The 14808-nt window shown below is 66.8% G+C and carries 14 protein-coding genes; 8 read left to right on the top strand and 6 right to left on the bottom strand.

Annotated features, from left to right (window positions below):
* Nucleotides 1-70: 70 nt before the first annotated feature.
* The 6 genes from JNK84_RS14365 to JNK84_RS14340 form a co-directional block, all read right to left on the bottom strand.
* Nucleotides 71-880, bottom strand: a complete 810-nt coding sequence (locus JNK84_RS14365) for an enoyl-CoA hydratase/isomerase family protein (protein ID WP_293425083.1) — start codon at nucleotides 878-880, stop codon at nucleotides 71-73.
* Between the two features lie 42 nt (nucleotides 881-922).
* Nucleotides 923-1618 (bottom strand): ABC transporter ATP-binding protein, encoded by a 696-nt coding sequence (locus JNK84_RS14360; protein WP_293425082.1) that lies wholly within the window; start codon nucleotides 1616-1618, stop codon nucleotides 923-925.
* On the bottom strand, nucleotides 1615-2328 hold the full coding sequence (locus JNK84_RS14355) for an ABC transporter ATP-binding protein (protein WP_293425081.1): 714 nt from the start codon (nucleotides 2326-2328) through the stop codon (nucleotides 1615-1617). Before JNK84_RS14355 ends, JNK84_RS14360 begins: the two co-directional genes overlap by 4 nt.
* Entirely contained in the window at nucleotides 2325-3338 is a 1014-nt protein-coding gene (locus tag JNK84_RS14350) for a branched-chain amino acid ABC transporter permease (protein WP_293425080.1), read from the bottom strand. The genes JNK84_RS14355 and JNK84_RS14350 overlap by 4 nt, the downstream gene beginning before the upstream one ends.
* Nucleotides 3335-4180: a branched-chain amino acid ABC transporter permease gene (locus JNK84_RS14345; protein WP_293425079.1), complete on the bottom strand. Its 846-nt coding sequence runs from the start codon at nucleotides 4178-4180 to the stop codon at nucleotides 3335-3337. Before JNK84_RS14345 ends, JNK84_RS14350 begins: the two co-directional genes overlap by 4 nt.
* Before the next feature lie 295 nt (nucleotides 4181-4475).
* Nucleotides 4476-5669, bottom strand: coding sequence for an ABC transporter substrate-binding protein (locus JNK84_RS14340; RefSeq protein WP_293425078.1), 1194 nt, complete (start codon nucleotides 5667-5669; stop codon nucleotides 4476-4478).
* A 728-nt stretch (nucleotides 5670-6397) separates the two neighbouring features.
* On the opposite strand from JNK84_RS14340, the gene JNK84_RS14335 reads away from it, so the two are divergent.
* The 8 genes from JNK84_RS14335 to JNK84_RS14300 form a co-directional block, all read left to right on the top strand.
* The gene (locus tag JNK84_RS14335) at nucleotides 6398-6574 is read left to right on the top strand and encodes a hypothetical protein (RefSeq protein WP_293425077.1); all 177 of its coding nucleotides are present in this window, start codon (nucleotides 6398-6400) and stop codon (nucleotides 6572-6574) included.
* 739 nt (nucleotides 6575-7313) lie between these two features.
* Nucleotides 7314-9161, top strand: coding sequence for a TonB-dependent receptor domain-containing protein (locus tag JNK84_RS14330; protein WP_293425076.1), 1848 nt, complete (start codon nucleotides 7314-7316; stop codon nucleotides 9159-9161).
* A 63-nt stretch (nucleotides 9162-9224) separates the two neighbouring features.
* Entirely contained in the window at nucleotides 9225-10190 is a 966-nt protein-coding gene (locus tag JNK84_RS14325; protein ID WP_293425075.1) for an ABC transporter substrate-binding protein, read from the top strand.
* Between the two features lie 5 nt (nucleotides 10191-10195).
* A complete protein-coding gene (locus JNK84_RS14320; protein WP_293425220.1) occupies nucleotides 10196-10999 on the top strand; it encodes an ABC transporter permease in 804 nt (267 codons plus the stop codon).
* Nucleotides 10996-11763, top strand: coding sequence for an ABC transporter ATP-binding protein (locus tag JNK84_RS14315; RefSeq protein ID WP_293425074.1), 768 nt, complete (start codon nucleotides 10996-10998; stop codon nucleotides 11761-11763). The genes JNK84_RS14320 and JNK84_RS14315 overlap by 4 nt, the downstream gene beginning before the upstream one ends.
* On the top strand, nucleotides 11760-12977 hold the full coding sequence (locus JNK84_RS14310) for an NnrS family protein (protein ID WP_293425073.1): 1218 nt from the start codon (nucleotides 11760-11762) through the stop codon (nucleotides 12975-12977). Before JNK84_RS14315 ends, JNK84_RS14310 begins: the two co-directional genes overlap by 4 nt.
* Nucleotides 12978-13113: 136 nt before the next feature.
* Entirely contained in the window at nucleotides 13114-14316 is a 1203-nt protein-coding gene (locus JNK84_RS14305; protein WP_293425072.1) for an NnrS family protein, read from the top strand.
* Nucleotides 14317-14613: 297 nt separating this feature from the next.
* Nucleotides 14614-14808, top strand: a 195-nt coding sequence (locus tag JNK84_RS14300; protein WP_293425071.1) for a hypothetical protein, incomplete at its 3' end; no start/stop codon positions are given.

Raw genomic sequence — 14808 nt, 5'->3', positions numbered from 1 at the left:
CAGGCGCCGCCCTCGAGGCACCGCCACTTCTTGTCCCCGACAGTCTTTTCGCCGCCGGTTGTGGGTCAGGTTAGAGCGGAGAGCTCTTCGGGAACGCCGGCTTGCGCTTCTCGACGTGCGAGGCGAGGCCCTCCTTCACGTCGGGTCCGGTGAAGCCCATGAATTCTAGCGCCAGCGAGGCGTCGAAGGTCGGCCCCATCTGCCGCAGCCAGTTGTTCAGCGCATATTTGGTCCAGCGGATGGCGTTTGGCGCACCCTCGGCGAGGCGGACCGCGATCTCCAGCACCTTGCCGTCGAGGTCAGCATCGTCGACGGCCAGCGAGACCAGGCCGATCCGCTCTGCCTCGGCGCCCGAGACCGGGTCGCACAGCAGCAGGTAATATTTGGCCTTGGCCATGCCGCAGAGCAGAGGCCAGATGATCGCGGCGTGGTCGCCGGCCGCGACGCCGAGCCTCGTATGGCCGTCAATCAGCCGGGCATCCTTGGCGACGATGGAAATATCGGCGAGCAGGCCGCAGACGAGGCCGGCACCGACCGCCGGCCCGCGAATGGCGCTGATGATCGGCTTCGAACAGTTTATGACATTGTAGACGATGTCGCGCGCTTCCTTCCAGTTGCGCGCGCGGGTCTCGAAATCGTTGATGATCTTGTCGATCATCTTGAAGTCGCCACCCGCGGAGAAAACCTTGCCGTGGCCCGTGAGGATCGCCGCCGAGACGGTCGGATCCTTGTCGATGTCCTGCCAGACGGTGGCAAGCTCGCCATGCATGATCTCGTCGGCGGAATTGAGCCGCTCTGGATTGTACATTGTGACGCGCAGCACGCGCGGGTGCGGCCGATCGAAGCGCAGGCGCTGGTACTTGGCATAGGCGTCGGACATGGTGTTGCTCCTTCTCATTCCATTGGCGAAACGCCGGCCTGATCAGACGGCAACATGCTTCTTCAGGCTTTCCCTGGTCAGGCCCTCGAGCCGGCCCTCCTCGACCACGGCGCCCTTCGACATGACGTAGTAGCGTTCGGCCACTCGGTGAACGAGGCTGAAATTCTGCTCGATCAGCAGGATGCTGGTCTCGCCGGCGGCGAGGCCCACCAGCGTCTCGCCGAGTTCGTCGACGATGACCGGAGCGAGGCCCTCGCTTGGCTCGTCGAGGATCAAGAGATCGGGATTGGCCATCAGCGCCCGGCCGATCGCCAGCATCTGCTGCTGGCCGCCGCTCATCGCGGTGCCTAGCGTGTCGGCCCGTTCGCGCAGGATCGGGAAAAGGGCACAGACACTGTCGAAAGACCAGGGTCCGCTGCGGCCGACGGCCGCGCCAAGCAGCAGGTTTTCGCGCACCGTCAAGCCCGGCACGATCCGGCGGCCCTGCGGCACGACGGAAATACCGGCACGTGCGGCGGTGAAGTGGCGGATCGCGGCGGGCCTCTGGCCGGCGAAGGCGATGGTGCCTTTGCGCAACCTGGCGATGCCGAGGCAGGTATTGACGACGGTGGTTTTGCCGACGCCGTTGCGGCCGAGGATCGCGACCCGCTCGCCGCGCTCTACCGTGATGGAGATGTCGTGGAGCACCTGAGCCTCGCCATAAGAGGCATGAATGCCGTCGAGCCGAAGCAGGGTCATGTGATGCTGGTCCCGAGATAGGCGCGCACCACTTCCTGGTTGGCGCGGATCTCCTCGCCGGGGCCGTCGGCCAGGATCTTGCCAAGATGCAGAACGGTGATGCGGTCCGAGATCGAGAAGATGACGTCCATGTCGTGCTCGACGATCAGCACGGTGACGCCCCAGCTGGTGGCAAGCTCACGCAGCAGGCGGGCGAGCACGAGAGATTCGCTGATCGACAGGCCGGCCGCTGGCTCATCGAGCAGGAGAACGGACGGCTTGCCGACCAGAGCGAGCGCGAGGTCGAGGCGACGCTGGTCGCCATAGGAGATGTCGGCGGCGCGCCGGTCGGCGAGGCCCGAAAGCCCGAGCGCCCGGATGACCTCCTCTGTGTTGTCGCTCTCTGCCGCGCTGGCGGCCAGGCTAATCTGCTCGCGCACCTCAAGGTCGGCGAAGATGTTGGTCTTCTGGAACGAGCGCGCGAGACCGGCGCGGCGCCGCGCCCGCGCGGACAGCGCGCTGATGTCGCGTCCCTGAAAGCGCACGGTACCGACCGTCATGCCGCCGCCGCGACCGCACAGCGCGTCCATGAGTGTCGACTTGCCTGCGCCGTTGGGGCCGATCAGCCCGCGGATCTCGCCGGGAATCAGCGCGATCGAGACCTTGTCGACAGCGACGAACCCACCATAGCGGCGCGTCATGTCGATACCTTCGAGAGCAAAGCCGCTCATTGGGCCTTCCCCTTCAGTTTCGACACGATGGCGGACAACAGGCCGCTGACGCCATGTGGCAGCAACACGGTGACGACGATCAACGTCACGCCGATGATTGCCGGCCAGTGCTCGGTGAGGTCGCCGGCGGCGTCCTTGAACATAAAGAAGATCACCGAGCCGAGCGCCGGCCCCCAGACGGCGCGCGCGCCGCCGATCACCGCCATGACTAACGCCTCGCCCGACAGCGACCAGTGCAGGACGCCCGGTGTTACGAAGGCGTTGTAGAGCACGAACAACACGCCGCCGATGGCGCCGACCGCGGCGGACACGCCATAGACGATGGCACGCGGCACCACGGTCTCAAAGCCGATATAGCGCGCGCGTTCCTCGTTCTCGCGGATGGCGATGGTGAGCAGGCCGAAGCGGCTACGGGCGATCAGCCAGAGGCCGCCGATGATCACCACCAGCACGATCCAGCAGACGACGAACATGGTCGCAGGCTGCTGAAATACCACGATGTCCATGCCGAACAGGGTGGATGGCAGGCGCACAGCCATGCCGTCATCGCCGTTGGCGAGGTCGCGCCAGCGCAGGAAGATCTCGTGGAACGACTGGGCGACGGCGAGCGTCAGCATAGAGAAGGCGAGGCCGGGGAGCCGAACGATGCCGAGGCCGGCGACGAAGGCAAGAATCGCCGGCAGGACGATCGCCAGGATGATGGCAATCTCGGTCGGCATCAGGCCGAATTTGCCGTTGAGCGCCAGGGCATAGGCGGCCAGACCGAAAAAGGCCGCGTGGCCGAAACTGGTCAATCCGTTCTGGCGGATCATGAAGCCGATACCGGTCGCGAGCACCGCGCTGATCACGGCCTGGGTCATCAGGGTGAGCGCCAGCTGCGACGGAACCAGGGCTGGTACGAGAAGTCCGAACCCGAGGACGCAGGCGACGACGAGCGCCGCCAGCAGCAGCCGCGACCGCGATGCCGGCCGAGACGCGGCCAAATTGGTTCCGACGGAGGGAATGGTCATTTTCCGGCTCCGGCAAGGCCTTGCGGGCGCAGAGTCAGCACGAGCGCCATAATCGCCAGCGGCAGCATGGAGGCGAGCTCGGGGACGAAGACGATGCCAAGGTTGTGCACCTGGCCGATCAGCAGGGCGGCGATGAACACGCCGGTGAAGCTGGTAAGGCCGCCGGTCACGACGACCACGAAACAATCGATGATGATGTAGCCGCCCATCGACGGCGACAGGGCGAGCAGCGGGCCGGCAATCGTACCCGACAGGCCGGCGAGGCCAGTGCCGATGGCGACCACCAGCGCGCTGAGCCGATCGGTATCGACGCCCTGCATGCCGGTGGTGACCGGGTCGACGCTGGAGGCCCGCACATAGAGGCCGACGCGGCTGGAGCGCAGCCAGAGCGCGAGGCCGGCGGCCACCAGCATGGCGACCGCAATGACGAACAGCCGATAGACCGGGAAAGTTGAGCCGAACATCGGCACGACGCCGGACAGAATCTGCGGCGGCGCGACTGTCAGGAAGTCCTTGCCCCAGATGGTGCGAACGAGGTCCTCGACGACGAACAGCAGTCCGAAGGTGACCAGCAGCGTGACGATCGCATCCTCGTGGGCGAGTGGCCGGAACACGAACCGGTCGAGGAGCACGCCGAGGGCAGCCAGCGCGGTCACTGAGGCGACCATGCCTGTCCAGAAGCCCAGATAGGCGGCGACCGCATAGGCAATGTAGGCGCCCAGCATGAACAGGCCGCCATGAGCGAAATTGGTGACGCGGCGCAGGCCGAAGATCAGCACCAGTCCGACGGACAGCAGATACAGGAAGCTGCCATAGACCAGCCCGTTGATGATCTGGATCATGCCGGCCGCCTCCGGGTCGGCCGTGCGCGGGGCGCCAGGCGGCCGGGACCGCTCAATCCTGCCATCACGCCTTCCCTTCTGCACGATGCAATGCGGTCACTCCGCACGATGAATGAATATTCATTCAGTGCGCCGCTGTCAATGCGCGGCGCTCAATTTTGGGGGATGGATTGAAGGGTATGACCAGGCCCTGCCGAATACAGTTGGCCGATCGGGAGGATTGGCGCGCCGCGACATGGCCGGGCGACACGCTGCGGTCGCGCCCAAGGCGCGACCGAACTTGAAGCAGGTTGGATCAGAGGCGGCAGGTGCCGTCGGGCTTGGGCGTCGCAACATCGGCCGGAACGGTCATGTTGATGACCGGGCGGAGCACACCGTTGGCCATGGCGACCTGGCCGAAATAGTTCGGCCCGATCAGCTGGTGATCTTCCTTCCGCATCGTCTGCGACCCGAGGATCGTATCGAAGCTGCCGCCTTCCATGACCTTGGCGATATCGGCCGGCTTGACGCTGCCAGCCTTCTTCACCGCCTGGAAGATCACCTGCATGCCGATATAGGTCTCGCCCTCGAAATTGGTCGGCAGGGTGCCCGGATATTTGACCGCCCAGTCGGCGACGAACTTCTTGTTCGAGGGCGTGTCCAGCGTCGCGCTGTAGTTGATGATGGCGTGAATTCCCTTCACGGTCTCGCCTAGCACCTTCACCGTACCGTCGGTTGTGAAGCTGGTGCCGCCGGTGACCACCTTGTCGAACAGACCGAACTGTTTGCTTTGCGTGGCGAAATTGATCGCATCGCGGCCGGCGAGCGCGACCCACAACGCCTGGGCGCCGGAATCGGCGACCTTCTGGATGTGGGCGGCGTAGTCGTTGCTGCCGAAAGCCGGATAATTCTCAGAGACGATGGTCTTGCCGGTGGCTTCCGCCGCCTTCTTGAAACTCGCACCGGAGTTGCGGCCCCAGGCGATGTCGGCGGCGACGATCGCCCACTTGGTTTCCGACCGCGTGGCAAGCCAAGGCTGCACCACGGCGGCGTCGGAATAATCGGGCCGGTTCACGCGGAACATGCGGCCCTGGCATTGCTTGCCAGTGATGTCGTCGGCCTTGTTGATGGTCGCGACATACAGCGCGTTCCAGCGCGCCAGCATCGGGCCCATGGCGAGGGCCTCGCCAGAAGCGATGGCGCCAGTCAACACGTTGAAACCGGCGAGTGCCAGCTTTTCGCCCTGCTGGCGAGCGAGTTCAGGCTTCGCTTCGGTATCGAGGAAGCGGACCTCGACGACTCGCCCGTCGACGCCGCCGGCAGCATTTGCCTCCGCGACGGCGAATTCGATGGCGCGCTTGGCCTCGTCGCCGAGCTGGGCATAGGTTCCCGTCAGCGCCGTCGGCACGCCGATCTTTAGAGGCTCCTTGGTCTGAGCCCAAGCTGTGCCGGCGCCGACGAGCGCAATGCCAGACGCCCCGATCAGGAGCGATCTTCTTGTCGTCCGCATGGGTAATTCCTCCGATGATGTCCCTTGTACGAATGAACATTCATTCATTCTCTCAGAGGAGTTTGATTGTCAAGACGGATTGACGGATGCCAATGCGCGCCGCGCGCGATCGCGAAATTCCGGTAGCCGAAAGCAAATCCTTCGGACGCGGTTGAACGCCGCGGCGGTAGAAATGGGGTCCAGAGAATTGTATCAGTGCCAGCGGGGACGCTGCCCTGCGCGTTCTAACCAGCGGAACGATGACGTCGGGGCGCGGTTGCCGTTGCAGCCGGGCGCGAACTGGCGCGCAACGATTGATGCCGCATTGCGCCTTCTTTCGGAAGTGTCGGAAAAGAACTGGCGGCGGAGCAATGTGCTTTGGCCAACGGAAGGCACCCGCAGTATTGCAAGCACGATCGTCACATCCGCTTGATGTCTCTTCTAGTTCAAAAATTCGGTTTCAACAGAACTGCGATGTCTGGCAGTCGGTAGGCGCCGGTTAGTCCGGACGTCCCCTATGATCTCGCGCTCGCGAGCGAACACCGTCTCCCGATACGCTCTGCGCCGAGCCCCTGATGGCGGATTAGCACGCCCCGCAAGTTTGTCGCGGTGCGGCTGATCGTCCCCTCGTAATTGGGGCCGTTGTCATAGCCGCCGCGCTCCTTGAGGCGGATGGCGCTGCCAGCGAGAACGCGCCCTTCATAGATCTCGCGGCCCACTCTTGATCCGGTTCGCTGGCGCACTGGTCGATGGTCGTCAGCGCATCACGGCCGGCCAGCGAGGCGAGCGGCGGCTCGAGTTCGCGCGGCTTCCGCAAGGCTAGCAGGGCGGAAGCAGCAGGCCTGCCAATTCCGGCCAGCGAACTGTGGCGCCTGACCGAAGGCCAGCAGACGACGGCCGGCGCCTATCGCAAGGCCTGGCGCTGAGGCGCGGGCGGAGAACGTCATGGAACTGACCGTCGGGCCATCATCGTCACAGTCAGAGCTGACTTCGGGACCGCCGGCCCACAGGCGTTAGCCCCCAGCAGTTGCCGCCTGAGCCGCCCTCTCTAACCACTGTTGCTGCACCAGCCGCTGTATGTCCGGAACCCACTTCACGGCGATGGCCGCCGTGCTTGTCTGAGTTTGCTGGAGCAACTCCCGACAGCGTTAGTTGCTGTTCTGCGAGGCGGCTTTCCTGAGCGTATCCCGGACCATGGACACGCCCGACATGCCGACTTGTTCCTCCACTTGATGTTGTACGCGCCTTGGCGACTCATCGTCGCTTTTTCGACCGCAGGAGGATCGCTATGAACAAGCTACGCGACCTTACGGGCCACCAGAAGCAAGACACCCAGCGCGAGCATCAACAGCACATGATGCCGGGAAGCCGGGTCAAAAGCGCCCCCCGCTCCCAGCCAACACCCGCCGTCCGAAACCCCTGACAGGACGCCTCCACATACCGGTTGAGTCGAGGCCATACGTCCCGGACATCTAACGATCTCACCACCAATTCTCATTCTTTTTGATTTGCGTCAAAGCTGATCCCTTGGAAAACAAAGTTGACTATGTAAGTCAACTTATCGTGAGCGAATCAATGAACAGCCCTGCCGCCAAGTCGAGGAAAGCGAAGGGGGCGCACTCGACCCTAAGTTTTGTCGCCATTCTGGTCGCTGGAGCGCAGGTAGTGCACGCACACGCCGGCGAGCCGACCGCGCGGCTGCCGATACCTGCCACCGTGTCGATCTACGATTCCCTTGGCGGGCCGGACCTTCGTAATCCGCTCCGCACGGACATCGCCCAGTGCTCTCTGTGGTCCGGCGGCCCCGCGGGCACGCTGTTGCCCCAAGGCTCCGACCAGCCGGCATTTCCGCGGCCGGGTGTCCACGGCGCGATCGGGGCGGGCTGGAACAGCGCCTGCAGAGCGCTCTATGGCCTTGCCCAGGGAAGCGTCTTCCGTGACGGCGCCTTTGCGCGCGCCACAGTCTATGGCGAGCGCATGGGCTCCTATACGGCGCCTGACGGCAGCCGGGTGGCCTTCGGCCACGAGCGGCGGGTCTACTCGGCCGGCGCGGGGTTCGCCCAGCCCGATGGCTCGTTCATTTCGCTGGACGTGACCCGTGCCGAAAGACGCGGCACGCTCTATGGCGGCTCGCAGATCGATTCCCGTTACTTCGACGCAACCTCGGTCCAAATGCGCGGCCTCCGGATACTGGAGCACCCGCATCTGCAGTCCCTGCGCTTCTCGGCGAGCTACACGGACGTCGACCGGCTGAACGACAATTTCACATGCCGCCCGCTGGTCGGCGCGGCGACGCTCGCCCGCTTCGACCGCAAGGCTCTTGCTGCGGACCTCGCACTCGACGGCCGGATGGACCGGCTCGCCTGGACCTTCGTCCTGTTCCTCCGCTCCGATCAGCGCGACGCGACACGCTATCAAGGCCCGCTGCTTGCGCCGCAATCGCCGGTCATCGCCGGCGGCAGGGTGACGAGCTACGGCGCCAGTCTCGACGGGCGCTACGATCTCGGCAGCGGCCGGCGCGTCCTTGCCGGCGCAAGGCTCGACCTCGTCTCGGCGGGTCTCGGGGGCATCGACGAGACCGGTTATGCGACGCCCGGCTTCGGCGCCACGCCGACCGCACGGCAGCTCTTCGCCGCGACCTATGGCTATGCGGGCGGCGGCTCAGCCAGCGAAGCCAATCTCGGCGGCATGCTGCGGCTTGAACAGGACATCGCAGCCGATGGCCGGCTCTATGCAGGAATTCGCCGCGTCGTGCGCACCGCCGATCCGCGCGAGCGCTATTTCATCTCGTTCACGCCTCAGGCCGGCGGCACCCTCAATCCCGGCCCGATCCATCGCACCTGGATCGGCAATCCCGGGCTGAAGCCCGAGCAGCACCATCTCGCCGAGGTCGGCTTCGGTTGGCGCTCCGGGGGCTGGGAACTCGTCGCGCGTGCCTATGGCGACCGCGTTGCTGACTTCATCCTGTGGGATCGGACGCGGGGCCAGCCCGGCGTGCTGCGCGCGGACAATGTCGGCATCTTCCGTAATGTCGATGCAGCGATAGCGGGCCTCGAGGCCAAGGTGCGCTACCGTTTCGCCAGCGGCATCTGGCTCGGTGCGGACGGCTGGCTGACCTACGGCCAGAATCTCACCGATGACCGGCCGATCGGACAGATTCCGGCGGCCGAGGCGCAGCTGCGCGCCGGCTGGGTTTCCCAGGCCATCGAGATCGAGACACGGCTGCGCCTCGTCGCGACGCAGGATCGCGTCGACGGCAATTTCCGCGCGGGGTCGGGCGTCGACGGCACGGGCCTCGTGGGTTCCGAGCAGCGCACGCCGGGTTTCGCCACGCTGGACGCCGCGCTGACCTGGAAGTCGCGCCCGAACGTGCGCCTGACGATCGGCGTCGAGAACATCCTCGACACCGCCTATCGCGAGCATATCGAGCGGACCGATATCGACGATCCCTTCACCTATGCACCGACCGCCACGGGCCGCTCCGTCTACCTGCGCGGGCTGGTGTGCTTCTGAACCGGCCGGGAAAGGACCCTCGCCATGACTGTTCCCTCGTCATCGTCCCGGCCTGCCGGTGGCATGAGCCGTCGCCTGGCGCTGGCCGGCGCAGCTGCCCTCGCGGCCCCCCGCCTGGTGCGTGCCGCTCCCTTGCGCGAACTGGTGCTGCACGGGCCGCCTGCGGGGCCTTCGATTACGCTGGCTCATGCCGTTGCGGCCGGGGCGCTTTCAGATGTCGCCGACAAGGTCACCTTCCGCGCGTGGCGCAATCCCGACGAGATGCGGGCCGGCCTCACCTCCGGCACCATGCAGGCCGTCGTCATGCCCACGACGACCGCCGCCAACCTACACAACCGGGGCTTCGGCCTGCGGCTCGTGAATGTGATGACCAACGGGCTGCTGCACATAGTCTCCGCCGATCCCTCGCTCACATCCTTCAAGGCGCTGTCGGGGCGGCGGCTTGCGGTGCCGTTTCGGAACGACACGCCGGAGTTCATCCTCAATCGCATCCTGGCGCATGAGGGGCTCGCCGCGGGTCGCGACATCGTGGTCGACACGACCGGCACGCCGGTCGAGGCGATCCAGCTCGTGGTCGCGGGGCGGATCGACGCCGCTCTGGTGCCGGAGCCGGCGGCCTCGGCCGCGATCGTGCGTGCGCAGGCCGCCGGCAAGCGCGTCAGCCGCGTGATCGATGTCCAGACCGCCTTCCGGCAGATCGCCGGGCCGGAGGCGACCCTGCCGCAGGCAGGTCTAGCGGTGACGGCGCGGTTCATGGCCGACCGGCCCGACCTCGTGGAAGCCCTTCATTCGGCTCTGGAGCGGACCACCCGGCAGGTTCTCGCAGCGCCCGCTCGCGCCGCCGGCAGCGCCGCCGCGCCGCTCGAAATGCCATGGCCCGTTGTCGAGGCCTCCATCGAGCATTCGAACCTCGTCGCCATCCGTGCCTCGGCTGCGCGCGCACAGCTAGAGACCCTGTTCCGGACCATCGCGGACGGAAATCCCGCGCTGATCGGCGGGAGACTGCCGGACGCGGCGTTCTACTGGTGACGGTGATGCTCGCCGCCCGCTTCGGCCAGCTCGGCCTGTTCCTGTGGTCGGGCTGGGCCGGACTTGCCGCTCTGTCGCTGCTGGCCGCCCTCTGGCAGGCGGGTCACGAGACCTATGGCGACTTCATTCTCCCGGCGCCGGCGGCGACGCTGCGAGCGGGGATGGCGCTTCTGTCGGATACCGGCAACTGGCGGATCGCCGGCGTCACGGTCCTGCGCGCGGTCGAGGGGTTCGCAACAGCCGCGTTCATCGGCGCGGCGGCGGGGCTCGCCGCAGGCTACTCCCCTGCCGGCCAGCGGCTCGCCAGGCCGCTGCTGACCGTGCTGCTCGGCGTTCCGCCGATCGCCTGGATCGTTCTCGCCATGATCTGGTTCGGTTCGACCGACGGCACGGTGGTGGCGACGGTGACGGTAGCTAGCGCCCCTGTCGTCTTCCTCGGCGTCGCCGAAGGAGTCGCGACGCGCGACCGCGGCCTCGACGACATGGCCCGGGCGTTCGGCGCCGGACCCTTGCGGCGGCTCCTGACGCTGGGCCTGCGCCATGTCGCTGACCATCTGTTCCCGGCGCTCGCGGTGGCCCTCGGTACGGCCTTCAAGGTGGCGGTCATGGCGGAATTGCTCGCCAATACCGGCGGCGTCGGCGGCGCTCTGGCCTCGGCGCGCGCCAGCCTCGATGTCGCGGCGGCGCTGGCCTGGGTGATGATCGCGGTCACCGCGCTGATTGCCGTCGAATACGGTCTCGTCCACCCGATCCGATCCGAATTCGAGCGCTGGCGGGAAGCCGCGCGGCCATGGGGCGTCAAGCGATGACCGAGGCTGTTTTCCCGCCGGCCCTCGCCATGGCCGGCGTAGGCCACTCCTATTTCGGCCGGCGCGTGGTCGATGCGGTCGACCTCGTGGTCGGACAGGGCGAGATCGTCGCGCTGGTAGGTCCGTCCGGATGTGGAAAGTCGACGCTCGTCCATATCGCGGCGGGCATCGTCGACCATGTGCGCGGAACGGTGGAACGCCGCTATCGCCGCCACGGCATGGTGTTCCAGGAGACGCGCCTCATGCCCTGGGCGACGGCGCGTGAGAACATCGCCTACCCCTTGCGCGTGGCAGGTCTGTCCCGCGCGGAGCGCCGCGACCAGGTGGAGGCCGCGGCCAGCCGTGTCGCGCTTGCCGCCGAAGACCTCGACAAATATCCGGTCGAGCTGTCGGGCGGCATGCGCCAGCGCACGGCCATCGCCCGCGCCCTCGTCACCGATCCCGATTTCATCTATTTCGACGAGCCGTTCACCGCGCTCGACGTGGCGCTGAAGCGGCGCATGCAGGATCTGGTGATCGATGCGGGGCGCAATGCCCGGTTCGGTGCGCTGTTCGTGACCCACGACCTCGCCGAGGCGACGCGGATCGCCCACCGCATCGTCGTGCTCGACGCACGCGGGCAGGGCGTCACCGGCGAGCGCCGGCTGCCCGGCGCGCCGGGCGAGCGGGACGACGCGGCCGTCTTCGCGCTGACCAGTGGCTTCCTGCGGGAGGACCTTCTCTTCCGGCACATCCACGACATCGACGAGCGGCTGACGGCGTGACCGGTACCTCCTCCCCCACTCCCGGCCGCATAGGGCGGACGCTTGGCGTGCTCGGCGACGAGGGTCTCAGGCTGTTCTTCCCTCTCGCCGCGGTTCATGCCGCGCTCTGGCCCTTCCTGTGGGTCGTTGTCCATGGCTACGACCTGCCGCTGGCGCGCGAGGTGCCGCCGTCCCTGTGGCATGCCCACGAGATGCTCATCGGTACGTTCGGCGGTGCGCTGATCGGCTTCATCACGACCGCCGTTCCCGAATGGACGGACACACCGCGCCCGCGCGGACGACCGCTCTTCGTGCTGGCGACGCTCTGGGCCGGTGGGCGAATCGTTGGCTTCGCCGGTGCGGATGTCGCTGGGGCGGTGGCGGCGGTGCTCGACCTTGCCTGGCTTTGCGGGCTCGTCCTGTTCGTCGCGCGCGTGTCCTGGTGTCGGCGCACGACGCGACTCCTCGCCTTCCTGTTCTGGATCGCCGCGCTGACCATGGCCGAAGCGGTGACTCGGTACGGATTCCTCTCCGGCGATGTCGGCCTCGCCCAGGGGGCGCTCCGGCAGAGCGGTTTTGCCTTGCTCGCCCTTCTGTCGCTGGTCCTCGCCCGCATTTCGGTGCCGATCACGAACCTCGTTCTCGACCCGAGCGAGACGACGTCACCGTTCCGGCCGCATCCCGGCCGGCTCAATCTGGCAGCCGGACTGGTCGCGGTCATGATGGCCGGCGATCTCGCGGGGCTTTCCGAGACGGCGCGGGCTTATCTGGCGATCGCCGCCGGTGCCGCCTTTCTCGACCGCACGGCAGAGGCCTTCGTCGGCCGATCGTTCTTTCGGGGCGAGATTCTGGCGCTCGGCGGATCCAGCGCTCTGGCCGGGATCGGACTGCTTCTCGTCGGCGCGGCACGGCTCAGGACGGGTCTGCCGGAGACGACCGGCCTGCATGTCGCGCTGATGGGGGGACTTGGGCTCGGGGTTCTGGCGGTCTTCGCCATTGCCGGGCTGCTCCATACGCATCAGCCGCTCGGCCTCAGCCGGATGACGCGGCTCGCCCTCGCCATGCTGGTCGCGGCGGTCGGCTTGCGTGTCGCGCCCGATTTCGGTGCTGTCATCGCCGCCCCGACGGCCCACGGGCTGGCGAGCTTGGCATGGGCCGCGGCCTTCATCCTGTGGCTCGCTTCCTATTGGCCTGCGCTATCCGATCCGGCGACGCTCGGTGACAGCCGATGCTGATCCGCCGTCCCCTGCGACATCCGGTTGCAAAGGCTCACATCCTCGTATTTTTGACGTTCGTCAATTTCATGGCTGCGTTTCCAAGCGATCAAGGATGCGCGGACCACCCCCACGGTACGGAACCGAGAGACGCGCCATGGCCACCACGATGGAACTCCAGCGATCCTGGCGCGGGCCGGTCCTGTTCAGCTACGGCTTCCGTCCGTTCTTCTCTTTCGGGGCGGTACTCGCGGCCCTGCTGATCCTTCTGTGGGTGCCGTGGTTTCTGGGCCTGATCGCCATTCCAAGCGCGCTGCCGCCGGTTGCCTGGCACACCCATGAACTGCTGTTCGGCTACGTGCCGGCCATCGTTGCCGGCTTCCTGCTGACGGCGGTGCCGAACTGGACGGGGCGGCTGCCCGTGGTCGGCCGGCCGCTCATCGGGTTGTTCGGTCTCTGGCTGGTGGGGCGTCTTTCCGTCGTTCTGTCGAGCTTCGTCGATCCCCTGAGCCTTGCCGCACTCACGCTGTTCTTTCCCGTTGCCCTTGCCGGCGTCATCGCACGGGAGATCGTCGCCGGACGGAACTGGCGAAACCTCAAGGTTCTGACCGGCGTCGTGGTGCTCGGGCTGGCGCAGGCGCTGTTCCACCATGAAATCTGGCGCTACGGCCGCCCTCTCGTCAGCGACCGGATCGCGATCGGCGCGACGCTCATGCTGATCATGATCGTCGGCGGCAGGATCGTTCCGAGCTTCACCACCAACTGGCTGAAGCGGGAAAATCCCGGCCGCCAGCCCGTGCCCTTCGGCCGCTTCGACCTGATTGCCATGATGGTCGCGGCGCTGGCCCTGGCGGGCTGGGCGGCCGCGCCCCTCCATCCGGCCATAGAGCAGCCGACAGGTCTGCTGCTGCTCGCCTCTGGCATCCTCCAGGTGGTGCGGCTCATCCGGTGGGCCGGCGACCGAACGCTCGCCGAGCCGCTGATCACCGTCCTGCACGTGGCCTTCGCCTTCGTGCCGGTGGGATTCTGGCTGTCGGGATATGCGCTGCTGATGGCGGACGATGGAGCGCGTTCGGCTGGCCTGCACGCTTGGACCGCCGGCGCCACCGGGCTAATGACGCTGGCGGTCATGACCCGCGCCAGCCGGGGTCATTCAGGACGCCCCCTCACCGCGCCTCCCGCCACGGTCCTGATATACGTTGCTGCTTTTCTCGCGGCGGTCCTGCGCATGGCCGCGGCTTTCGCGCCCGCGCACACGATGATGCTCCTCGGCGCGGCGGGCGGCGCGTGGGTCGTGGCTTTCTTGGGGTTCGCGGCGTGCTACGGCCCGATGCTGCTGCGGTCGCGCGAGGGGGCATGAGGGCCCGCCGCCCCACAGGCTTTCCTCGAGGATCGGCCGCACCGCGAGCGAATCCTCGTTGTGGTGGAAAGCGATGGCGAGCCGGAAGGAATGGGCGATGCGCAGCGCCCGGTCCATGAAGAGGACTGCGACATCCGGCGGACAAAGCTGCTGCACCGCCGCCCTGAACAGTGCGAGCCAGCGCCGGAAATGTGCCTCGCCGAGCCCTGGCAAGGAAAGATGCGGCGGAAGCGGCCGCCCAGCGTAGCGACCCGTTCGCAGCAGGGTGGCTGACCAGAAATCGCACATGCGAGCGAGGTGCCGAGGCCAATCCGCGTCGGCGATGGCGCCGTTGAACACCGGCCCCAGCAGGTCGTCTGCGCGGATCTCGGCGTAGAAGCCGCGGACGACGGCCTCAATCATCGCCACGCCGAGCGCTTCCGGCAGCAGCCGGCCGTCGATCAGCACGACACGCGAGGGGGCGGGACGACCCTTCATGGCGGGGTCTCCTTC

Origin of the sequence: Phreatobacter sp. (assembly GCF_016793595.1) — a bacterium.
Taxonomy (GTDB): Bacteria; Pseudomonadota; Alphaproteobacteria; order Rhizobiales; family Phreatobacteraceae; genus Phreatobacter.
Note: the sequence above shows the minus strand (reverse complement) of the source record. Positions and strands in the feature narration are given on the sequence as shown.